This window comes from Lewinella sp. IMCC34191, from assembly GCF_003390935.1.
GTDB lineage: Bacteria > Bacteroidota > Bacteroidia > Chitinophagales > Saprospiraceae > Neolewinella.
Window position 1 is genome coordinate 233,942 of record NZ_QNQZ01000007.1, and the last position, 22,012, is coordinate 255,953.

Consider the following 22,012-nt stretch of genomic DNA (forward strand, 5'->3'; position numbering starts at 1 on the left):
CTTCTGCTTACATTTCGGCATGGACCAGATATGCACCATCGCTTTCGATGCCGATGATACCCTTTGGGTGAACGAGTCGTTCTTCCGGGAGGCGGAAGAGACCTTTTGCGGCCTGCTCGAGGATTACCTGCCCCACCATACCGTCCACCGCGAGTTGTTTGCCACCGAAATCGGCAACCTGCCGCTCTACGGCTACGGCATAAAGGCCTTCACGTTGTCGATGGTCGAAACCATCCTGAACGTGACGGAGGGCAAGGCCCCGGCGGTCCTGATCGAACGGGCCCTGGCCATAGGGAAGGACATGCTGCAAAAGCCCGTGGAATTGCTCGACGGGGTAGAGGAAACGCTGACCCGACTCTCGCCCAACTACCGCCTAGTACTTGCTACCAAGGGTGACCTGCTCGACCAGGAACGAAAGCTGGCTAAGTCCGGCCTGGAAAAGCACTTCCACCACATCGAGGTGATGAGCGACAAAAAGCGCGGCAACTACGAGCGGCTTATCGCCCACCTCGACTGCCGGCCGGAAGAGTTCATGATGGTCGGGAATTCGGTGAAGTCAGATATCCTGCCGGTGCTGGAACTGGGCGGATACGCCGTGCACGTACCCTTTCATACGACCTGGGCCCACGAGGAGGCCACCTACGACGATGCGAACCCCCGACTCCTGGAAGCCGGGGCGATTACCGATATTTTCAAACTACTGCCGTGACCGTACTGGACATCGATCGTTGGAACCGACGTAATCACTTTGCCTTCTTCCGGCAGTTCGAGGAACCTTTCTTCGGTCTTACCGTGCGCGTGGATTGTACGGATGCTTACGCGCGGGCCAGGGAGCGGGGGCAGTCCTTCTTTCTTACCTACCTGCATGCGGTGATGTGCGCCGTCAATGAGGTGGAGGCCTTTCGCTACCGGATCAGGGGGGAGCAGGTGGTGATTCACGACAGCATCCACGCCTCGGCGACCATCAACCGGGATGATGGCACCTTCGATTTCTCGCTGATCCCCTTCGAGCCGGATTTCGAAGCATTTACGCTCGGGGCCCGACGGGAGATCGACCGCATCGCCGCTACGACGGGCCTGAATCCGGGGGTAGCCGGTGACGACGTGATCCACTTCAGCGCGGTCCCCTGGCTGGACTTCAGCTCCCTCAGTCACGCCCGCCAGTACCGTCACCCCGATAGTTGCCCGAAGATCAGCGTGGGCAAGATGACCCGCCGGGAGGGCCGGATGGGTATGCCGGTGTCGGTACACGGCCACCATGCCCTGATGGACGGCCGGGAGGTGGGCGCCTTTTTCGAGTGCCTGGAAAGATATATGGTTAAAAAGTAGATTTCAAGGGTAACCTATAGGCCGGGGTTGGCATGAACGGTTGGGCGGTTCGAACACGAGCCGCGCCGAACCGAGCGTCACCGCCTTGAAAGCGGGGCGGATACAAAGACCACGACACTATGCATCAAGACTTCCCCGGCCGGAAGAGCGATAACGAATACGAGTGCCTTACCTCCCGCGATTTGCGATCCGAACAGATCGGGCAATTCGCTTCCGTTATTGATCGGTCCCACGTGCTGGTCTACGCCACCGACTACCGTACCCAGCGCTTTAAGTACCTCAGCAAGGGCATCAGCCGCTTGCTCGGCTACCGACATGACCAGTGGCAGCGGCGGGGGATCGAAGCCGTTACCGCGGCCGTATCCCCGCAGGACCGGCGTTCGTTCCTGAAAATCCGGCAGCACATACGGAATACGGTCCGGACCACGCCGGCGGATAGGCAGCGGGACCTGCACTTCACCTATACCCTGCGTTGCCAGGCCAGTGACGAACGCATCCTTTGGCTGGCCTTCCACCAGACGGTCCTCTGCGTGGACAATTCCGGTCACTTGCTGGCCGACGTCGTGGTGGTAACCGACATTACCGCTTTCCAGCCCCGAGTTTCGGGGGTACTATCCGTGACTTTGGCCGATGAGCACGGCGGCAGCACCACGCTCGAAACGGTAGCTTATCAATCCAGGGAAGAGTTGATTTTTTCGGACCGGGAGTTAGACGTACTCCGGCTAGTAGCCCAGGGAATGAGCAGCCGGGAGATCGGCCGTCAGCTTTCCATTACCTACAACACCGTTTCGACCCATCGGAAGAAAATGATGCGGAAAGCCCGGGTCAAACGGGCCATGGATCTGGTCCGCTACGCCCGCGAACGCGGTGTGATCGACTAGCCGGCAGTCGTTACCGGCGACCGTTCTGGTAGAGGAATTTGAACAGGAAGTAGCAGATGGCGAGAAAGGTCGCCACCGGAATCAGGAAGAGCAGACCATCGGCCAGGTTGAATTCGTCCATGGTGCGGTTTGAGCGGATACGTGGGTAGAAGGTGACAGCGGCGATAAGGTTGAAAGCGGGCTGCCCGGGAAAAGTGAGCGGTGCGTCGTGCGGGCAACGGCCGGCGGCCCCGGGGTGACTTACCTTTGGATGAATGAAGCCTTTGGCTACTATACGGATGCTTGCCCTGCTGGTGATCGGATTATGGAGCGGCGGTCCGCTCCGGGGCCAGACCGATACCGTAGCTCCGCTCACCATCGAAGATATCCAACAGCTGCCGGACACCACCCTGCGCCTGGCGTTCCACTTCGTCGGGCTACCCGACGGCCGCAACTTCCTCGCCGAGGACCAGGATAGCCTGCTGCTCGCTTACGGAAACAACGAGCGGCTACGGGCCGACATCCTCATTTACTACACCCTGCAGGAACTCAATAAGCGCTTCCGCAGCGGCATGCTGGACTACGAAGCCAGCAAAGACACCAAGATCCGGTTCGCCCATGCGCGGCAGGTGGATAAGACCATCGAGCGGGCCTACTTCTATGCCCACGGCGAGCGGCTGCGATCCGTTCCCGGGGTATACAACGTTGTCTTTCAGCCACACCCCGGTCCCCGGCCCCCCAGCGCCTCCACCGGCGGCATCGGTAGCCGGACCATCCGCATTTACAACACCCTGCAGGGCTACCTGGACGGTGGCACCGACACCTGGTCGCCGGGCCGCTACCTGGCCCACGAGATCGGCCACACCTTATCCCTCGACCACACCTTCAAATGCGACAACCCCTGCGCCGGCCAGGGCTTCGACCCCCTCGAGGAGTGCTACGGTGAGTGCGTCGACCACAATCACGGCAGCGATAAAGTCAACTGCTTCGGCGGGAGCCCGCGGCAGTTGGTCATGGGTTATGGCTCGCAGGTTCACTTTACGGTTTGCGAGGTGGAGCGGATGTGGCGGTGGTTGCTGCGGTAGGAAGCGGTCTCCGACCGCGCTGTTTGATGCAGTGGTTGACTTCAGTAGTGGGCAAATACTTTTAGCAGTCAGGAACCGATATGGCATAATCAGTTGATCGCTGTTTGACTTTCCTAATATTCAGCCTCAGCAGAAATCAAGCAAGCGGCACGCATTTTAGCGCCACCTGTGAACTAGGCGTTATTAATGGTACTTAACTGTAAAAAAATACAGCTTCACACTGAAATCGTTTGCCTGACGGCATAGAGTTACGCTTAGGTTGGAATATTTTTATTCGCCTATCCCTTTTCGGGGGAGAATTCCTTCAGCGATTGTAATCATCAGGCAAGTGTATACAAAAACAAAAGCAGTACTGGCATTTAAAGACAAATCGATATGGCTAAATGCAGCATAAGTTAAAATCTTGTGTTGCATTATTGCATTGTATTCCTGGCCTACGTTGACAAAAAAATGAAGCAAAACAACCAAAATAACGCTTTTCGTTCGGATGAATAAACCTGATAGGATTAGGCCTAAGCCAAAAGATATTGAAACTTGGTTTATAGTGGTTTGTAAGCTTCCTGTATATAGAAAATTTGACATATGCGCAGCGGCAAAAAGCCCTGCGTATTTGTAGTGTTTATTGATTGAATAGTTATTCGAATTAAAATTTTTGAAGGGTAAAACTCTAAATATAAGTTCCTCGAACAGCACCAATATAATTGTAAATACGCATCCCAATATAAAATTAGGGGGTGACCAAGTTATGGGAGTATGTATAGTTGGAATCGCAAAGTAATATGTAATCCAAATTGCTGATATTCCTAGCAATATATATTTATTGAGTGGCCGAATCGATGGACTTACCCTCGTAACTTTAATCAGAGCAATGCAAACTGGTGTTAGGAGCAGGCACTTGCTGAGCAAGAATGCTGAATAGTCATTCTCAAAATATCTATCACTAATATATACCGAGACAAACGTAGTCGCGATTGCATAAAGGATTAAGTATAAAGTCATAACGAATGTAAAAGAGAATCTCCACTAGCGAGGTTGCCAGCAGAGATTCTTAACTTAACCCGTAACCGAAATACGGAGTTTGGTAAATGTGTAGCCGATTAAGTAGTCTAAAGATCTAAAAAATCCTTCAGGTGGGTCGTATTTACAAGGATCTTTGCCGCCGTATACTGATCTTAGGGCGTTAGAATCTAAGAAGGTCATCGAATTATTGGTCATCACAGTTTCCATTTCCATCGTTAATTCCTTTGTGAGCATCTTCGGAGCTGGTTAATGCACATCCAGCATAAGTTACAGCATAACCTATCAGGAACCATGCTAGCGGTGGCAGACCACCATAAATGTCCGAAAGTTGGGATTGATTAAGAATCTTCATGTTATGAATTTAATGAGTAAAGAAATAGGTGATGGCAGCAGCGGTGGCACCCGCCACTGCTGCGACGGTCTTTGCACCGAATGCCGCGCCAAAGATGACAACTGGTACAAAGCCTCCCTCAGTAGAGCTGACCTCTTCAAGGGTTAGAGGGGTTAGAGTTGAAGTTTTCATGGTAGTTTGTTCTATAAGGTTAAAGAAATTTTTTGATTGTAATAGATTGAAGAAGCGTCAAAATGCTGTACTGTGTATTCACGAAGTATCGTGTCGATTTTTGGAAAGACACAATTAAGTTGTATTTTAAATCCGCCAGAAACGGACCGAAAATCCTCAGTAGACATAAGTAAAGAATTAAGGGTGATGAATTAAATAGCGTTCTTAATCTTGTCGCTCTGCCGCTCCATCCGCTCGAGGTATTCCTCCAGGGAGAGGTCTTCGTTCCAGTCGAGGGGCAGGTGGGGGAAGGAGGGATCTTCCGATTCGAATTCCTCCATAAATAGATTGTCGTTCATAGTATTGGGTTGGTACTTCAAGTGGCTAACCAGGGGTTCTTGCTACGAGAAGCGGTGTTATACTTTCATGGTGCAATGATCGGGCGGCGTACTCGCATGAGGTGAGAGTGGTGTTAAATCTACTAGTGTGCAAGAAATAATTTCGCCGCATCTGAAATGTCAAAGGGAAAGCGTGCGCGACCGGCGTTCCGGTATCGCGTTTTAATTTCAGTGCAATGATCGGGTGGCGTACTCGCATGGGGTGAGAGTGGTGTTAAATCTGCCGTCGAGCAGGAATTAATTTCGCCGCATCCGAAGTGTCAAAGGGAAAGTGTGCGTGACCGGCGTTCCGGTATCGCGTTTTAATTTCAGTGCAATGATCGGGTGGCGTACTCGCATGGGGTGAGAGTGGTGTTAAATCTGCCGTCAAGCAGGAATTAATTTTGCCGCATCCGAAGGGTCAAGGGGAAAGCTTGCGCGACCGGCGTTCCGGTATCGCGATTTAATTATGGTACAATAATCGGGTGGGGCACTCGCATGAGGTGAGAGTGGTATTAAATCTGTCGCAATGCGGAAATTTTCGCTTGCTGTTGACCGGGAATCTGGGTAATCGGCAGAATACTTCCCGTTGCGCACACTTTACCTGCGCTCCGACGCCCCACCTTTCCTGCCCACTCGACAGCTCTCCGTTTCCTACGACATTTCCAGGGAGAAATGGGAATATGGTTGTCAATAGCGACCGGATTTCTATATTGCTACGCGTCCGCTCACCCTTGAGCCGGCGCTTAAATCGATCGATCATGCAAAGACGTTACTTTACCTTACTCATTGGCCTGTGCTGCCTGTTCGCGACTTCGCGGATGGCGGCCCAGATGCAGGATACCATCCTGATAGACTTCGGGGATAACCTTTCCGCCGCCCCCTGGAACAACCTGGTTGATGCCAATGCCGGCGCCATCGAGGTGCTCACCAACACATTGGGTGACCCGACGCGCTACGGGATTGCCGTCACCGACGCCTTCCGCGACATCAACCGGGGCGGTACCACTGAGCCCACCGGCGATCTGCAACTGCCGGCTACCGCAACCGGCGACAGCTTCTTCGGTAACGGCGAGGAATGGACCGGCTCGGTCGAGGCGCGCGGCGCGGTCACGTTGACGAACCTGCAGGCGGACAAGGAGTACGACCTGACCCTATTCGCCAGCCGCACCGGAACCCAGACCCGGGAAACCCGCTACATTGTTATCGGCGCAAGCCGGGATACCGTGCTGCTGAATGCCGGCGGTAACACGGGGGACGTGGTCCGCAGTACCATGACGCCGGGGACGGAGAACACCATCGTGATCGAAGTCGAAGCGGGAGACAACAACGATACCGCCGAAGACTTTTTCTACCTGGGCGCGCTCATCGTGAACTACGATATGGAGGAGCCGCCCCCGGTAGCGGAGGTGGAGGCCGACACCTTCCTGTTAGATTTTGGAACTACCCCTTCCCCCTCTCCCTGGAACAACGTCACCAGTTTTGACTCCGGGGCCATGGTCACCCTAATGAATCAGGTGGGGGCGGAAACGGACGTACGCCTCACGGTGGTAGATGCGTTTCGCGGGGTGAATACGGCAGGCACCACGACCCCCGATGAAGACCTCGGCTTCCCCGCTTCAGCCACCGGCGATTCCTTCTTCGGGAATACCGGTGACTTCAACGGGGAGATGCAGCCGACGGCCGGGGTACGGCTGAGCGGGCTCGACCCGCGCATGGGCTACACCTTCCGGATCTTCGCTTCCCGTGTCTCCACGGAGAATCGCGAGGCGATGTACGTGCTGGACGGGGTGATGTCCGATACCGTGTATCTGAACGCCGGGGATAATACCGGGGACGTAGCGATGGCGACAGTATTCCCCGGCCGGGACTCCACACTGACGATATCCGTCAGCCCGGGGCCCAACAACGAGAATAGCCTGGGCTTCTACTATCTGGGAGCAATGGAAATCTACGGGGAGGAGATGGCGGTAGCCACGCTCGATACCGTGATCGTGGATTTTGGGAGCAGTACCAATACGACCCCGGCCCCCTACAACAACATCACGGATCCGAACGCCGGCACGGTGACTGACCTGACGAATACCGCCGGCTTCTACACCGGCTACTCGATCGCCGTCGTCGATTCCTTTAACAACATCAATACGGACGGTACCGCCAGCCCCGACGAGGGACTCGAACTGGCGGGCAGCGCCACGGGTGATAGTTTCTTCGGGAACATTGGGGAGTTCGGCGGACAGGTTCAGCCGAGCGCCGCCGTTGAACTGGACGGACTCGACCCGATGGTTACGTATTCCGTCGAACTGTTCGCATCCCGGGCCACCTCCGAACTGCGGGAAACGCGCTACGTCGTCGAGGGAGCTACGGTGGATACGCTTTACCTCAACATCTCGTCCAATACGTCCCGGACGGTCATGGCGGATATGCAGCCGGACGAAACGGGTCGCATTCTGGTCACGGCCAGTTCCGGTCCGAATAATCAGAACAGCCTGGGTTTTTACTATCTTGGTGTGCTGCGGTTGATCTATCCGGACATGGACCCTGCCGGCGCGGCTGAGCTCATGCTGACGAATCCCAACGGAGGAGAGTACTGGCAGGCGGGTAAAACGGCTGATATCACCTGGATGTCGAGAAACCTGGAGGAGGTAGGCCTGGAATACTCCACCGATAACGGCACCAACTGGACCGTCATCGATACGGTTGCCGCCGTCGGGGGGATGTACGCCTGGACGGTACCGAACGAAGACACCGATGAGGCGCTGATCCGGATCACCTCCGATACCCTGCTCGATACCAGCGATTCGACCTTCACCATCAGCAGCGACACGACGACCTGTACGATCGTCGTCATCGGCTCCTCGACGGCGGAAGGAACGGGGGCTTCCAGCCAGGACAGCAGTTGGGTAGGGCGTTACCGGGCTTACCTGGCCGACGATACGCGGTACGAGGTGGTGAACCTTGCCCGTGGTGGATACACTACCTACCACATCCTGCCGACGGGTTCGGAGATTCCGGCCGGGGTAGGGATCGTGCCCGATCTTAATCGTAACGTGACGGAGGCGCTGACTTACGACCCCTTCGCAATCATCGTCAATATGCCGTCCAACGACGCCGCTCGCGGTTTCACGCCGGAGGCGCAGTTGGAAAATTTCGCGGCCATCGCCAACGCCGCGCGGGAAGAAGGCACGATGATCTACATCGCTACTACCCAGCCGCGCAACTTCCCCGAAACCGCCCGAGTGGATGACCAGATCGAGGTGCGGGATAGTATTCTGAAGATCTACGGCGATATGGCCATCGATTTCTGGACGGGCATTGCCGACGAGAACGGATTCATTATCGACTCCCTCGACAGTGGTGACGGGGTCCACCTTAACGACGGCGGTCACCGGATCCTCTACGAAAGGGTCCTCGGGCTCATGCTCGATACGGTGGACTGCAGCGGGCCGAGTGCAATACGCGAAGCTCCGAAACGGGTGTCCGGTCTGGTGAAGGCCTACCCGAACCCCGCCGAGAGTGGCTTCCTGATGCTGAACTTCAGCGAGGGTGTGCGGGGTACGGCCGACGTGCAGGTCATCGACGTACTGGGTAGGGTGCGGCTGCGCGATCGCATGCAGATCAGCGGCGGTGCCGATCACCGATTGGACATCAGCCAAATCAGCGGCCGCGGTCAGAACTCTTTCTTCGTGATCGTCACGGTGGAGCAGGCCGATGGCTACGTACGTGATGTACTGCCGGTACTGATCCGGTAAGCCGAAGCCGGAATATGCTCCTGACTAACCGGGACGTGCTCTGTGATAGCGCGTCCCGGTTTCTTTATGCCAGTCGCTTCCAGATAGCGGTCAACATCCAGCGTATTAGTCGTACCAAACCCATCAGGATTGCCACGCCGCTGAGGTACACGAGCCATCCGATAATGCCCCCGGCGTCGGCTAGCCACGCGGGTTCTCCCGAACAGTTTGCTAGTTGATCTTCCATGTCAGGATGCGGCTACGGAACTGCTCGTTGGAGTGTGTAAGGGGCGGATGCAGGCCTGGCCACGAGAAACCCGGCTTTGGTCTTTCCGACTATTCTCTACCCGTACGAAATCAATGCGCAGTTCCACGCTCTCGTAGTAACCATAGCTCTGTCGGCGTTGGCAAAAGTGAATCGGCGCGCCCATTTCCTTCATCATGGCCAGCGTCCGGTAAAGGCCTGCCGGGGAGATACCCAGTCGTTCGGCAAACTCCGCCGGCGTGCCGGTACGGTTGAATTTAATGAGCGTGTGCATTCTTTTAATCCGTTCCAGTTGCTTGTTCATGATTGGGTGGTGTTTAAAGATTGAGGATGGCCATTGGCCGGTGTAGTTCTGTGTCGGTTCCGGAACCTCGGAGTGTCGGTACGACCGGCGAGTGTTCCTCTTCATCAGGCTGCCAAACGGCGAACGACGCGGCTCGGGAACTGCTTATTCCAGAGATCGCGGTACGTTCCCTCCTCCGCAAGCAGGGTGTCGTGTGTGCCTTCCTGAATGAGTTTGCCCGCTTTCAGTACGGCGATCTTGTCGGCGTCCATGATGGTACTGAGGCGGTGGGCGATGATGATGATCGTCTTGCCCGCGGCCCGCAAACGGTGGATCGTTTGCTGCACGAATTCCTCGCTGGCGCTGTCGAGGGCGGAGGTGGCTTCGTCCAGGATCAGGATGTCGGGATCGCGGTATAAAGCACGGGCGATGGCCAGTCGTTGCCGTTGCCCGCCGCTGAGGGTTGCACCGTGCTCGCCCACGTAGGTAGCAAATCCTTCGGGTAGGGTTTCGATAAAGGAAAGCAGGCCGAGTTCCTTGCAGATCGTCAGAATGCGCTGCATATCCGGCGTGTAATCGCCTACGGCAATGTTCTCGATCAGGTTGCCGGCGAAGAGGCTCAGCTCCTGGGGCACGACCCCGATGCGGGCGCGCAGACTTTGGTTGGTGACGTAGCTCAGGTCGGCGTCGCCGATCACGATCTTGCCGGCGGAGGGGGGATAGAGCTTTTGTAGGAGGGCGGCGAGCGTCGACTTCCCCGAGCCGCTTTCCCCTACCAGCCCGGTTATCTGGCCGGCAGGGATGGTCAGGTCGAAGTCTTCGAATACTTTCTTTCTGGAACCGTAGGCGAATTCCAGCCCGCGGAAGCGTATATCGCCGATCATTTCGCGCTGAAGGGCCATACCTTCGATGGCCTCCTCCTCGCTTTCCAGGTCGATGATCTCGAATAGTCTGTCCGCCGCGATCAGGGCGTTCTGTATGGTTTTATTCATGCCGATCAGGCCCTTGGCCGGTCCGGTGAAGTAGCCGATGAGCGCGTAGAATCCCAGTAGCTCACCCGGTGAGATGACCCCCTCGATGACGTAGTAGCTCCCCACCCACAGCAGGATGATGGTGAACAGACGGCTCACCAATTCCGAGGCATTACCGCTAAAAATCCCGGTCATGCCGGAGCGGTAGGTGGTGTGCAGCAGGCGGACGAAGCGGGTCTCCGTCTTACGATTGGCGTGATCCTCCAGGCCGAGTTGCTTGATGGTCCGCACCGCGTTGACGCTCTCGACCAGCTGGCTTTCCAGGTCGGCCGCCCGTTCCATGAGTTCGCGTTCCCGCTTGCGGTTCATCCGATTGGTAAGCCAGTAGATCGCTACGTAGCAGGGTACCACCAGCAGCAGCACCAGGGCCAGTTTCCAGTAGTAGGTGAACATGAGGCCGAAGCTGAAAACGACGATGAAGACATTGACCAGCAGATTGATCGCCACGTCGTTGATGAACGCCCGGATCTTCACGGCATCGCCGATGCGGCTGATGATCTCCCCCGTCCGCATCGTATCGAAGAAGCGCTGCGGCAAACGCAACAGGTGCTTGTAGTAGCCCAGGATGAGACGGGCGTCGATCAACTGGCCGGACTTCATCACCATCACCGACTTGGTCGCCCCGATGAAGATGCTCATGCCCAGCAGCGCCACCATTGCCATACTCAGCAAGTTCAGCAGCCGGGTATTCTGATTGATCAGGACGAAGTCGGTGATCTTCTGCAGGTAGATCGAGGTACTCAGGCCGAGGACGGTGTAGATGACGGCCCCGACCAGCGCCTGCAGCAGGGTAGAGCGGTGGGGTTGCAGCAAGGCCCGGAAGCGCGCGAAAGTCGATACCCGCCGGTTGCCCGCCTCGAAGTTGTCGCCCGGTGCGATGAGCAACAGCACGCCGGTCCATTCCTCCCGCCATTTGTCCCAGCTGCGTTTCTGCATGCGCCCGTTAGCGGGGTCCATGACCTGGACGTACTTGTCCGTCACGCGGTAGACGACTACGAAGTGGTGCAGGCGCTTATTCACGACGACGTGGGCCACCGCCGGAAATTCCGCTTCCTTACGGAAAGCCTCTTCTTCCGCCCGCACGCCCTGGCAGGTGAAGCCCAGCTTCTCGGCCGCCTGGATCATGCCCAGCAGGTTGGTGCCCTTTTGGTCGGTACTCGCCAGCTGACGGATGCGGGCAATGGGCAGGGCCAGCCGGTAGTGGGCGGCGATGGAGGCCAGACAGGCGGCGCCGCAGTCCGTGATGTCGTGTTGCTTGATCGTTTTCTTCATGGCTTAGTGGTATACAGGGTTGAACCAGTCGTCGAGCTTGTCGTGGAGGAGTTGGAAGAGGCTCCGTCGGGCCAGGGTGAAGTGGGCCGTCAGGGTCATGCCCTTTCGCAGGCGACCCACGTAGCCGTTCCGCAGCTGCAGCTCGGCATCGTGGAGCGTGCACAGTACCCGGAACGCGGCCTGTCCGTCCACTTCGGTGACGTCACGGCTGATCTCGCTGAGGGTAGCCCGTGCCAGTCCCCACTGGTTGTAGTTGAAGGCATCGAGTTGTAGGCGCACCGGCAGCCCCTCTCGCAGCAGCCCGATATCGGAGGGGCTTACGAAAGCTTCCACCCGCAGGTCACCGTCGGGACTGATCTGGGCCAGCGTCTGACCGGCACCGGCGTATCCGCCTACCTGCAGGCCGCCGGTCTGGGTGAGGTGACCGTCTACGGGAGCGGTAATTACGTGCTGTTTGGATCGCTCGGCCGTCTGCCGCAGGTTGCGGGTCAGTTCGGCGGACTCACGGCGGATGCGTTGCAGTTCCTGCGTCCATTGGTGCCGTTGTTGCTCCGACAGTTGGCGCAGTTGCCCCTCGAGTAATTCGACTTCAAATTGCGCCTGCTCGTGGTCCATGCGGGCCACGGAGCCGGTCTCCAGCAGCTCGGTCTGCCGCTCCAGGTGCCGGCGGGCGTGGTCGAGCTTCAATTCCAGCTCGTCGTGGCGGCGCTGATAGTCGCGGTGGTCGCGCTGGTATACCGCCGTATGCAATTGGGGGAGGGTGGTAAGATCGCCACTGGTCAATTGCCGAAGATCCTTGATAGCCAGGTGGCGTTCTCTCCGCTGCTCCTGCAGGTGGTCCGTTTCCCCGTCCAGTTCGGCTGTGGACACGATCAGTAGGGTGTCCCCTGCGCAAACGGACCGGTCCTCTTCCAGGCGGGCCAGGGTAACCCGGCCCCCTACCGGGCAGGTGACGGGTGTCAGCTTCATGGCCGGCCGCAGGAAGCCCCGGCTCTGGCTGTTCACTTCGACCTCGATGAGGGGCAGGGCGGCCACCGCCACCAAAAGGCCCAGTACGAGCGTGAGATAAATGGCCCGTCCCGTGCGGGAGTGGCGGGCGTAGAGGCCCTCGACCCCCTCCACGAGCGGGAAGGGGAAGAGCCGGGGCGCTTCGGCAGACATAATTCAGGATTTTAGGCGTACTTCCGGACCGCGGCAAAATGGGGCGGCGGAGCGCAGGTAAGAAGAAATTCGAAATCAGGCGGCCTTCGCGGCGAGTGGCATGCTCCGGACCGCCGGTGCACTCAGTCGGCAGGAGACAAGTAAGGTGTCCCCGGTGTCCAGTGCCGGATACCTGCCCGGAGTAATGGCCAGGTCTGTATCCGTAAGACCGAGCCGGGAGGCGACGCCAATGGGCAGGCGATAGGGCTCCTGCACTTTCAGGTAGCCGCTGGCGAAGTGATGATCGTACGTTCGCTCCGAGATCGTCCCCCGCACGAACTGGAGCAGTAAGCGGCCGGTGGGGCCGTCGACAACCAGGTTGGCCTGGCACCAGTCGCGACAGTTGCCGCGACCCTCGGGAATACCGTCCAGGAGAATGGCGCAGATGCCGACACCCCGGCAGTCGGAAAACCGCGGAGAACCCAGGCGAACGTCCGCCTGAATTCCGACGCGGCAACTTGCTAGAAAAAAACGGGTGTTTAGGTGCTTATTCATCGTGTCAGTAGTAGCGGGGAGTATCTCCCCCTTTTGTACTGACAAATATCTACACCCATAGTATCCCTTCCAGGGACGCTTCTTTCGAAAGCGTTCCCCATAACGGACGCTCTTTTATCTCGCGAATATGGCGTATTGCCCTGGATACGAACTATTTATGTTGTTCCAGATCTGCCGCCCGCCGCGTCAGATCGGCAAAATCCTCCAGGCTGACCTGCTCCGGGCGGCGCTGGAAGAGCTCGTCTTCCGCCATGACTTCCGCCGGGAAGATCGATTTGAGGCTGTTGCGCAGCATCTTCCGTCGCTTTCCGAAGGCGGATTTGACCACGTGCTTGAACAGACCGTAATTGGCATCGACAATAAGTGGCTTATCGCGCCGGACCAGCCGGATCACCGCGCTTTCTACTTTGGGGGGCGGAGCGAAGTTGCCCTTGCTGACGTTCAGGAGCAGACTTGGCTCGTAGCGCGCCTGGACGAGCACCCCGATCACGCCGTAGGTCTTGGTGCCGTGGCCGACGATGACCCGGTCGGCCACCTCCTTCTGGAACATGCCCACCATCTCCGGAATGAGGTGGTAGTTGTCCAGCAATTTGATCAGGATCTGGCTGGAGATATTGTAGGGGAAATTACCGACCAAGCCGAAGGGTCGGCCCGCGAAAGTCTCCTCTAGGTCGAGGCGCAGGAAGTCCCCTTCCAGGATGTCGTTGGACAATTGGGGGTAATGGACGTTGAGGTAGGTGACCATATCGCGGTCGGCCTCGGCTACCTTCAGGTTGAAGGCAGCGCTGCGTTCCAGTAAATACTTGGTCAGCATGCCCTGTCCCGGGCCCACCTCGAGCGCGTGGTCGTAGGTGTCGGTTAGCGTCAGCGCCTCGGCGATCTGCCGGGCATAGTGCTCGTTGGTGAGGAAATGTTGGCCGTAGGACTTCTTCGCGCGCATGAGGGCGAAGGTACGCCTTCCCGGAAGCTACAAAGCGGCGTGGCACGGGCCGGGAATCGGAAACCTTGTATGTGCCCAAGCTTGTTGACCTAACATTATACCTGCGCTCCGCCGCAACGAACCTGTACCGCCCGCGGGTCTATTAGCAGTATGAAGGAAACCTATTTCATTCCCTGTGACGCCCACGAGGGTTGCGTTTGGGTGGCAACGCAAAACCGCCTGTACTTCTCGACCACCAAAAAACTGGACGAAACGCGGGTAGGGCTGTGTTATCTCGATTTCAGTGATTACGACCTAGCCCGCGACGGGAACTGGCGCGACCGCATTGATGGTATTGAATCGATGGAAGCCCTGACCTGGATCGAGGATGCCAATATGGCCAACAGCCTATGCCTGACCCAGGACGGTCTGGCCCTGCTCGTTGCCGAGCAGGGGAGCAAGAAGACCCGGGCGGCTATCTCCCGCATCGAACTGGCGGATAAGCAACGGACGGTCGTTTTCGACCGCTACGCCGATATGCCGCTGAACAGTCCGAATAAAGTAATTGAGAGTCAGGTAGGCCACCTGGTGATCAGTGACCCCGACTACGGTTTCCGGCAGGGTTTCCGGCCGCCCCCGGCTCTGGCCCCACGTCTGTACGTCCTGCCTAAGAACGGACGTCCGGTCGTCTACCGTGGGGAGCTGGAGATGCCACACGGGCTGGCCCTTTCGCCGGACGAACGCACGCTCTTCGTAACCGATACCAGTAACGACGGCGCGCATGACAAGGCCGAGCTCAACCGCCGCCATCGCGTGTACGCCCTGGACTTCAACCCGGCGACGGGGGAGATCCTGGGCAATCACCGCTATGCTTTCTCTACGGACAAGGGCGTACCGGACGGTAGCGAGACCACCGAGGATTCGCTACTGGTAGGCGGTGGCGACGGCATTTACGTCGCCGATCTGGACGGGCAGCTACGGGGAAAGATTAAGCTCGACCGTACGGCTGTGAACCTGGCCGTCGTCGGAGACCACCTGTTCGTCACGGCCGACGAGGGTGTTTACCTCATTCTGGACTGGAAGCAGCAGGTTGCCTGAGCCGTTCCATGGCCAGCCAGGCCAGCAGGGCACTGCCGGTCTGTAGGCAGGCTTCGTCGACGTCGAAGGTATCGGTGTGGACGGGGGAGGGGCTGCCGACTCCCAGCCGGTAAAAGCAGGCGGGCACGTGGTGGGTGTAAAAAGCAAAGTCTTCGCCCGTCATGCGGATGGGCAGGTCGACGACCTTATCGTCGCCGAGCAGGTCGCGGGCGGCGGACTGTGCCCAGTTGGTGAGGGGCTCGTCGTTTTTGAGGAAGGGGTAGCCATGTGCCACGCGCAATTTGGCGCTTCCCCCCAGGGCGGCGGCCATACCCTCGGCGGTACGGCGCAGCCGCTGGTGCAGTTCTTTTCGCCAGGCCTCGTCGAGGGTGCGCAGGGTGCCTTCCAGGCGGACGGCGTTCGGAATGACATTGGTAGCCCCGCCCTCGCTTTCAATCTTTCCGAAGGTGAGCACGACGGGCAGGGTCGGGTCGCTTTCACGGCTGACCAGTTGCTGCAGGGCGGTGATGATCTGCGCGGTGATCACGATTGGGTCGACGGCCTGGTGGGGCATGGCGCCGTGTCCACCCCGGCCGCGGACGGTCAGGAAGAGTTCGTCCGTACTCGCCATATAGATGCCCGGCCGGAAACCCACGGTACCCGCCGGCAGGGGCGGGTGCACGTGCTGACCGAAGATGGCGGCCGGAGCGGGGTCTTTAAGTGCGCCGTCGCGGATCATCAGCGTGGCCCCTCCCGGCAGTTTCTCCTCCCCGGGCTGGAAGAGCAGGCGCACGGTACCGGACAAGTTTTCTTTCAATCCGCTAAGAATGCGGGCCGCTCCCAGGAGGGATGCCGTATGGACATCGTGACCACAGGCGTGCATGATGCCCGGTTTGGTAGACCGGTAGGCTACGTCATTGGCTTCCTGGATAGGGAGGGCATCCATATCGGCACGCAGCGCCAGGGTGGGGCCGGGGCCACCGCCCTCGATCTCTGCCACGAGGCCGGTGCCCGCCACGCCGCGGTAGGGAATACCCATCTCTTCGAGTCGACCGGCTACGTAGGCTACCGTTTCGTGCTCCTCGAAGCTGAGCTCGGGGTGCGCGTGCAGGTGGCGGCGGTCCGCCAGGGTAGCGGGCGCGTTTGCTGCGGCCAGGTCACGGACGCGGGAGCGGAGATCTTGGGACACGGTGGGCGGGGATTATTTCTGGCGGTAAACCTACGTAATTAGGGACGACCGCTACTCGCCGTCGGTTGGCAGCTGGCTTCTTCGGAAGGTATTCACGGCTTCGTGCGCCAGTCGCGTGGGCTCCGGCAGCTTGTAGCCGCGCAGACAGTGACGGGCGATGGCCAGCGCGCCGTCCGGATCGGTCAGGTGACCCGGCGAGATGTATACCGGGTTACTGCGTAACCGGGACCGCATCGCGTAGCCGAGCAATTCATTCTTATCCATAATGGGACTGACGGAGCCTGCTTCCTTACCCACTTCCGCTATCCGGCCGGTCAGCACCTTTTTCGCGCAGCCCAGGGTAGGGGAGTCGGTGACCAATCCGAAGTGGGTGGCGATGCCCATGCGTCGGGGGTGCGCGATGCCGTGGCCGTCGACGATGGTGACGTCCGGTTTCCGCTCGAGCTTTTCCCAGGCCTTCAGTAGGGTAGGAATCTCCCGGAAGGAAAGCAAACCGGGGATGTAGGGGAAGGTCACCGTTTCCTTATACAGCACCGTTTCTACCACTTCCAGGCTTTCGTAATCCAGCACGACGATCCCGGCGTAGAATACGTCGGAATACAGGTTGAAGGAAATGTCCGCTCCGCCAATCAACCGGATGGGGTTGGGAGCCGCACGAAGCTCGATGCGTTGCCGGAGTTTGCGTTGCAGGTCGACGGCGTCCTGCGGGCTTAACTGCCAGGAATGCTCGAGCGGATCGGCCATGGGAATTAGCGACGACTGATACGATTGATCGGTGAACCGGGAACGAGCCGGTCGACCACTTCCTGTCCTTCCACTACCTCTCCGAAAATGGTATACTTACCATCGAGGTGGGGCGTAGCCCGGTGGGTAATGAAGAATTGCACGCCTTCGGTATCCTTCCCCGCGCTGGCCATGCCGACCAGTCCGGGCCGGTCCCAGTGCAGGCCGGGGGTTTCCGTGCGCAGGCTGAAATCTTCCGCCCCGAAACCATCGCCGCGGGGGCCGCCCCCCTGCGCTACGAAATTGGGCACGACACGGTGGAAATGCTTGCCATCGTAGTAGCCTTCCTCCACGAGTTGCAGAAAGCTGCCGGTCGTTTCCGGAGCTTCCCGGGGCCAGAGACGGAGCCGGATATCGCCTTCGGGAGTAGCGATACTGACGGTAGGATCATCCTCGGCGGCCACGACTTCCCAATCGAGGGCACGGACATCGTTTGTAGTTAATTCCGGCAGCGCGGTATCCGTACCGCGCAGGGCATTCCGCGCCGTGAAAATCTCCCGGTAGGCTTCTACCTGTCTGGGCAGTTGCAGCCCGTTGAGGGCGTCGTCGATCCAGGCACGTTGTTGGTTCATGGATTGGTAGGCGTCAGGATTGGCGGCTACGGCCTGGGCGGCGTGGTAGACGGGACCGTCTTCACCGCTTTCCATCATTTCCTGGAAGTAGCGCCCCAGGTCGGCACGGACCCGCCGGCTGCTGCCGCGGAAGAACTCCGCGAAATCCTCCCGGTCGCTGATGGCCTGCAGCGTCTCGGCGGCAACCGTGCGCACTACGGGCTCTTCCGAATCCCGATAGTAGGTATACACGATGCGGTACATCCAGGGGAATTCACCGAGGGCGCGCAGGATCTCGGCCTTTTCGTAAGGGTCCGTCGCGGCGACGTACCGGGCCCTTAGTTCGTTGTTGATGCGATCGCGGTAATCCGTCAGGTAGAGGGCCAGGTGGCGGTTGGCGGCCCGGTAGAGCAGGGTGCTGAGTTCGTGTGGCAGGTCGTCCTGCGCCATCTGGATGTACAAGGGCGCATCGGCGGGGATACCCTGGTCCAGCAGGAATTCGGCGGCTGTACGCGCTACCAGGGGGTGGGGGTCGCGCAGGGCTTCCAGCACGGATTCGCGAACGGTAGTGTATTCGTAGGATTGGAAGGCGTGAAGGACTTCTACCCGCTGGCGCCAATCATCGGTTTGCTCGTACTGACGCAGCAGTCCGGCCCGGGCGGAAGCGTTGCCGCTACGGCCTACACTGCGGATAATACCCATAGCGACATCGGCGTCTGTTTCCCGCCGGAGCATGTCCATCAGTTCGGCTTCGGTGGCGGTGTCTAGGGGGACCTCTATACGAAAAAGGTAATGTGCGGCGGGCAGTCGGAGCGCCGGTGCCGCGGCGGGATCCCGGATGACGTCCAGTACCGCCCGATCGGCTTCCGGGCCATGGTATCCGCGTAGGGCCGCATAGTACAAACCCCACAGGCGTCCGGCCATGAGGGCGGTGTCCTGAACGGTATAGGTGGTGATGCCGGCTAGTTGACGCGCTTGTTTTTCCGTTGCCGTTTTACCGACGGCGGCCAGTACGGCGGCGTTGTAATCCAGGTAGTTGCCCGAGCGGTCAAAGGCACCGGCAAGTATTCCGCCCGCTCGTTCGGACTCCGTTTGTCCGAGAGCGTAGGCGGCCTGCGTCCGGACGGCCGACTCGTCGCTCAGGCGGGCGGCAAGACTGTCGATCGTGGCCGGGCTGAGCCGGGGGAAGCTACCGAGCGCCCGGGCCGCAAGGTAGCGGTAGGTAACTTGCGGAGCATTCAAATACGCGCGCAGACTATCCTCCGCCCGGTCATTCTGTAGTTCGTACAGTCTTTTGACCACCGGATCCTGGTAGTCGACGACCACCGGCTGCTCTTCCGTTTCCTCGGACGGCGGGATGCAGGCCAGCAAACCCAGACCAAGAACTATTGCGGCTACAAATCGGTAAAGCATGGAGATTTAGGAATAAATTTCAGAGAAGCGGTAAGATAATACCTTTGCCGACCCCAAACCATAAACGATGATTCAACGCATTCAATCCATTTTTCTGGCCCTGGCCGCTTTTTGTTCCTTCGGGCTATTCGGTACCGATGCCGCCGAAACCCCGGCCCCGGTTGCCGCCAGCGATGTATTTGCCGACGCGCAGCTCACCGTATACGACAGCCCCGTCCTCATCGGTGGCGTGGTAGCAGCGGGTGCGGTCTTGTTGCTCGCGATATTTCTGTTCCGCAACCGGAAATTACAGGGTATCCTATGTACGGTAGCGATTTTGCTGACGGTGGCCTATGCCGCGTACGGCGGATTACTGTGGTCACAGGACGTTGCTGCCGAGCAGGCGGGCGCTCAATTTGGTGTGACTTTACCGATTTTAACCGTCATATTTGCTGTTCTGGCTTCCCGTTACATCCGCAAGGACGAGCGACTGGTGCGAAGTGCCGATCGCTTGCGATAGTGGGGGCCGGGTTTATTCCCCTCACCCGAACCCATCGGTTCAATACCACTAGTTTATGTTAAAGGAATTTAAGGCCTTCATTATGAAGGGTAACGTGCTCGAGCTCGCCACGGCCGTCATTATCGCCGGAGCCTTTGGAGCCATCGTTACCTCCCTGACCAATGATATCCTCATGCCGCCCATCGGGATGGCACTAGGAGGCGTTGATTTTTCCGAGTTAGCCATCACCCTCTCCGAGCCGGTGCTCGATGCCGATGGTAACGTGATAGAGGAAGGCGCCGCGATCCGTTACGGTCAGTTTATCCAGACCGTCATTGACTTCCTGATTATCGCCTTCGTCATCTTCCTGATCATCCGCAGCTACAACCGCATGACGGCTGAACCGAAGCCCAAGGCACCCGCTCCCGATCCCGGACCGTCCGAAAAGGATATCCTCCTGCAAATCCGCGACCAACTGGCTAAGCGTCCGTTGTAGGAGTTGGTGGTTTTTGGTTGTCGGTTGTCGCTTATATGACAACCGACAACCCACAACCCCAACCCTACCTTAATTCTTCAGCTTAATCTCATCATCCTTCCCGTCGAAAAACTTGAAGGTGGTGATGGGAAAGTCATTGTCGGATTGAATGTCCAGCCAGCGGTAGTGCTTCATGTACCACTTCATTTGGGCGCTGGGCAGGCCCCGTTTGAGGTAGGCGGAGATGTAGGGGTGGACCTTCAGCTTGAGTTTGGCTTTCGGCCGGGCTTCCATGATGAAGTTCAGGTCGCGTTCGATCTCGTCTGTCAGGAGGATCGTAGCGTTGACCTTTCCCGTTCCGTTGCAGGTGGGGCATTTTTCGGCCGTCGTGATCTTCACTTCCGGACGTACGCGCTGCCGGGTGATCTGCATCAACCCGAATTTGCTTAACGGTAGGATGGTATGCTGGGCGCGATCGTTCTTCATCGCGTTACGCATCGTCTGCGCCAGTTTTTTGCGGTGTTCGGCGTCGCGCATATCAATGAAGTCGACCACGATAATGCCGCCGATGTCGCGTAGCCGGAGTTGGCGGGCGATCTCTTCGGCGGACTCGAGGTTGATCTTCAGGACGGCCTCTGCCTGGTTCTGGCTGGGCATTTTATTGCCGCTGTTCACGTCGATGGTGTGCATCGCTTCGGTATGCTCGATAACGATGTAAGCACCGCTGGCCATGGTGGCGGTCTTGCCGAAGCTGCTCTTTATCTGCTTCGTCACGCCGTGGGCGTCGAAGATGGGCTTGCTGGACTTGTGGAACTGAACCAGGTTGGGCCGATCTTTGGCGATATCCTTTACATAATCCTTGATCGTGTCGAACAGATTTTTGTCGTCGACCACGATCTTGGTGAAGTCAGGGGTAAGTAAGTCTCGCAAGAGACCGGTAGTCTTATCTACCTCACTGAGAAGCTTAGCGGGCGGGGTGGCGTTTTTGGCCGTATCGACGATGGTCTGCCATTTCTCAATCAGGGCATTCATCTCTTCCAGCAGTTCGCCGACGCCTTTGCCCTCGGCGGCCGTGCGTACGATCACGCCAAAGTTTTGGGGCCGGATACTTTCCACCAGCAGCTGTAGACGCTTACGCTCCTCGCTGGTGCTGATCTTTTTACTGACGGCTACCGCTTCACTGAAGGGAGTAACTACCAGGTAGCGACCGGGAATAGTAATCTCACAGCTCAATCGAGGCCCCTTGGTACTGATCGGTTCCTTGAGTACCTGGGTCAGGACAACCTGCTTTTTACTGAAGACTTCGTCGATTTTCCCGGTCTTGACGATCTCCGGCTCGTACTTGACATTGTCGAGTTTGGAAGACTTCAATTTCCCCTTGACGGCCAGATCGGCATATTTCTGTAGCGTTTTAACCTTCGGGCCCAGGTCGGTGTAGTGCAAAAATGCATCCTTCTTATGTCCGATGTCGACGAAGGCGGCGTTGAGGGGAGCCGTAACGCGTTTCACACGCCCCAGAAATACGTCACCAACGGTAAATTGGTCGGTGGAGCGCTGTCGGTGAATCTCCACCAGTTTTCCGTCTTCCAGCAAGGCAACCTCAACTTCCTTGCCCGTGCTGGAGACGATCATTTCTTTTTCCACTGTTCAACAGGGTTACATAGATACACGAATACC

21 protein-coding genes are annotated in these 22,012 nt (G+C 58.1%); 8 read left to right on the forward strand and 13 right to left on the reverse strand.

From position 1 onward, the window contains the following. Window positions 1-19 precede the first annotated feature (19 nt). From DRW39_RS14835 to DRW39_RS14850, 4 genes are all read left to right on the forward strand, one after another. Window positions 20-709, forward strand: coding sequence for an HAD family hydrolase (locus tag DRW39_RS14835; protein WP_116107840.1), 690 nt, complete (start codon window positions 20-22; stop codon window positions 707-709). Continuing rightward, the gene (locus DRW39_RS14840; RefSeq protein WP_116107841.1) at window positions 706-1,329 is read left to right on the forward strand and encodes a chloramphenicol acetyltransferase; all 624 of its coding nucleotides are present in this window, start codon (window positions 706-708) and stop codon (window positions 1,327-1,329) included. The genes DRW39_RS14835 and DRW39_RS14840 overlap by 4 nt, the downstream gene beginning before the upstream one ends. Window positions 1,330-1,448: 119 nt before the next feature. Continuing rightward, entirely contained in the window at window positions 1,449-2,210 is a 762-nt protein-coding gene (locus tag DRW39_RS14845; RefSeq protein WP_116107842.1) for a helix-turn-helix transcriptional regulator, read from the forward strand. Between the two features lie 254 nt (window positions 2,211-2,464). Beyond that, on the forward strand, window positions 2,465-3,274 hold the full coding sequence (locus DRW39_RS14850; protein ID WP_116107843.1) for a M43 family zinc metalloprotease: 810 nt from the start codon (window positions 2,465-2,467) through the stop codon (window positions 3,272-3,274). A gap of 270 nt (window positions 3,275-3,544) precedes the next feature. On the opposite strand, the gene DRW39_RS22905 is transcribed toward DRW39_RS14850, so the two are convergent. From DRW39_RS22905 to DRW39_RS22305, 4 genes are all read right to left on the reverse strand, one after another. Beyond that, on the reverse strand, window positions 3,545-4,273 hold the full coding sequence (locus DRW39_RS22905; protein ID WP_116107844.1) for a CPBP family intramembrane glutamic endopeptidase: 729 nt from the start codon (window positions 4,271-4,273) through the stop codon (window positions 3,545-3,547). Between the two features lie 205 nt (window positions 4,274-4,478). Further along, a complete protein-coding gene (locus DRW39_RS22300) occupies window positions 4,479-4,646 on the reverse strand; it encodes a hypothetical protein (RefSeq protein ID WP_157976138.1) in 168 nt (55 codons plus the stop codon). A 9-nt stretch (window positions 4,647-4,655) separates the two neighbouring features. After that, entirely contained in the window at window positions 4,656-4,817 is a 162-nt protein-coding gene (locus tag DRW39_RS14860; protein WP_116107845.1) for a class IIb bacteriocin, lactobin A/cerein 7B family, read from the reverse strand. A 191-nt stretch (window positions 4,818-5,008) separates the two neighbouring features. Next, window positions 5,009-5,155 (reverse strand): hypothetical protein, encoded by a 147-nt coding sequence (locus DRW39_RS22305; RefSeq protein WP_157976139.1) that lies wholly within the window; start codon window positions 5,153-5,155, stop codon window positions 5,009-5,011. 779 nt (window positions 5,156-5,934) lie between these two features. Here DRW39_RS22305 and DRW39_RS14865 point away from each other — a divergent pair. After that, window positions 5,935-8,925: a GDSL-type esterase/lipase family protein gene (locus tag DRW39_RS14865; protein ID WP_157976140.1), complete on the forward strand. Its 2,991-nt coding sequence runs from the start codon at window positions 5,935-5,937 to the stop codon at window positions 8,923-8,925. A gap of 227 nt (window positions 8,926-9,152) precedes the next feature. On the opposite strand, the gene DRW39_RS22520 is transcribed toward DRW39_RS14865, so the two are convergent. The 5 genes from DRW39_RS22520 to rsmA form a co-directional block, all read right to left on the reverse strand. After that, the gene (locus DRW39_RS22520) at window positions 9,153-9,473 is read right to left on the reverse strand and encodes an HTH domain-containing protein (RefSeq protein WP_198664901.1); all 321 of its coding nucleotides are present in this window, start codon (window positions 9,471-9,473) and stop codon (window positions 9,153-9,155) included. A 104-nt stretch (window positions 9,474-9,577) separates the two neighbouring features. Then, window positions 9,578-11,755 carry a peptidase domain-containing ABC transporter gene (locus DRW39_RS14875; protein ID WP_116107847.1) on the reverse strand — a complete coding sequence of 726 codons (2,178 nt, stop codon included), beginning with the start codon at window positions 11,753-11,755 and terminating at the stop codon, window positions 9,578-9,580. A gap of 3 nt (window positions 11,756-11,758) precedes the next feature. Next, window positions 11,759-12,916: an HlyD family secretion protein gene (locus DRW39_RS14880; protein WP_116107848.1), complete on the reverse strand. Its 1,158-nt coding sequence runs from the start codon at window positions 12,914-12,916 to the stop codon at window positions 11,759-11,761. Between the two features lie 75 nt (window positions 12,917-12,991). Further along, complete coding sequence (locus DRW39_RS14885) at window positions 12,992-13,450, reverse strand: hypothetical protein (protein WP_116107849.1); 459 nt, start codon at window positions 13,448-13,450, stop codon at window positions 12,992-12,994. A gap of 151 nt (window positions 13,451-13,601) precedes the next feature. Beyond that, the gene (gene rsmA, locus DRW39_RS14890) at window positions 13,602-14,390 is read right to left on the reverse strand and encodes a 16S rRNA (adenine(1518)-N(6)/adenine(1519)-N(6))-dimethyltransferase RsmA (RefSeq protein WP_116107850.1); all 789 of its coding nucleotides are present in this window, start codon (window positions 14,388-14,390) and stop codon (window positions 13,602-13,604) included. Between the two features lie 150 nt (window positions 14,391-14,540). Here rsmA and DRW39_RS14895 point away from each other — a divergent pair, with 150 nt between their 5' ends. Continuing rightward, a complete protein-coding gene (locus DRW39_RS14895; RefSeq protein ID WP_116107851.1) occupies window positions 14,541-15,467 on the forward strand; it encodes an SMP-30/gluconolactonase/LRE family protein in 927 nt (308 codons plus the stop codon). Here DRW39_RS14895 and DRW39_RS14900 read toward each other — a convergent pair. The 3 genes from DRW39_RS14900 to DRW39_RS22525 are packed head-to-tail and all read right to left on the reverse strand — an operon-like array spanning window position 15,436 to window position 19,382. Beyond that, complete coding sequence (locus DRW39_RS14900; protein ID WP_116107852.1) at window positions 15,436-16,635, reverse strand: M20 family metallopeptidase; 1,200 nt, start codon at window positions 16,633-16,635, stop codon at window positions 15,436-15,438. The genes DRW39_RS14895 and DRW39_RS14900 overlap by 32 nt on opposite strands. Before the next feature lie 51 nt (window positions 16,636-16,686). Further along, a complete protein-coding gene (nfi, locus tag DRW39_RS14905) occupies window positions 16,687-17,379 on the reverse strand; it encodes a deoxyribonuclease V (RefSeq protein ID WP_116107853.1) in 693 nt (230 codons plus the stop codon). Between the two features lie 5 nt (window positions 17,380-17,384). Further along, window positions 17,385-19,382 carry a peptidylprolyl isomerase gene (locus DRW39_RS22525; protein WP_198664902.1) on the reverse strand — a complete coding sequence of 666 codons (1,998 nt, stop codon included), beginning with the start codon at window positions 19,380-19,382 and terminating at the stop codon, window positions 17,385-17,387. Window positions 19,383-19,449: 67 nt separating this feature from the next. Between DRW39_RS22525 and DRW39_RS14915 the strand changes: the two genes are divergently transcribed. Together DRW39_RS14915 and mscL are read left to right on the forward strand one after the other, a co-directional pair. Then, window positions 19,450-19,881 (forward strand): DUF4293 domain-containing protein, encoded by a 432-nt coding sequence (locus DRW39_RS14915; protein WP_116107854.1) that lies wholly within the window; start codon window positions 19,450-19,452, stop codon window positions 19,879-19,881. Between the two features lie 55 nt (window positions 19,882-19,936). After that, window positions 19,937-20,356, forward strand: a complete 420-nt coding sequence (mscL, locus tag DRW39_RS14920; protein ID WP_116107855.1) for a large-conductance mechanosensitive channel protein MscL — start codon at window positions 19,937-19,939, stop codon at window positions 20,354-20,356. Window positions 20,357-20,425: 69 nt separating this feature from the next. On the opposite strand, the gene DRW39_RS14925 is transcribed toward mscL, so the two are convergent. Then, window positions 20,426-21,979: an Rne/Rng family ribonuclease gene (locus DRW39_RS14925; protein ID WP_116107856.1), complete on the reverse strand. Its 1,554-nt coding sequence runs from the start codon at window positions 21,977-21,979 to the stop codon at window positions 20,426-20,428. Window positions 21,980-22,012: the final 33 nt, after the last annotated feature.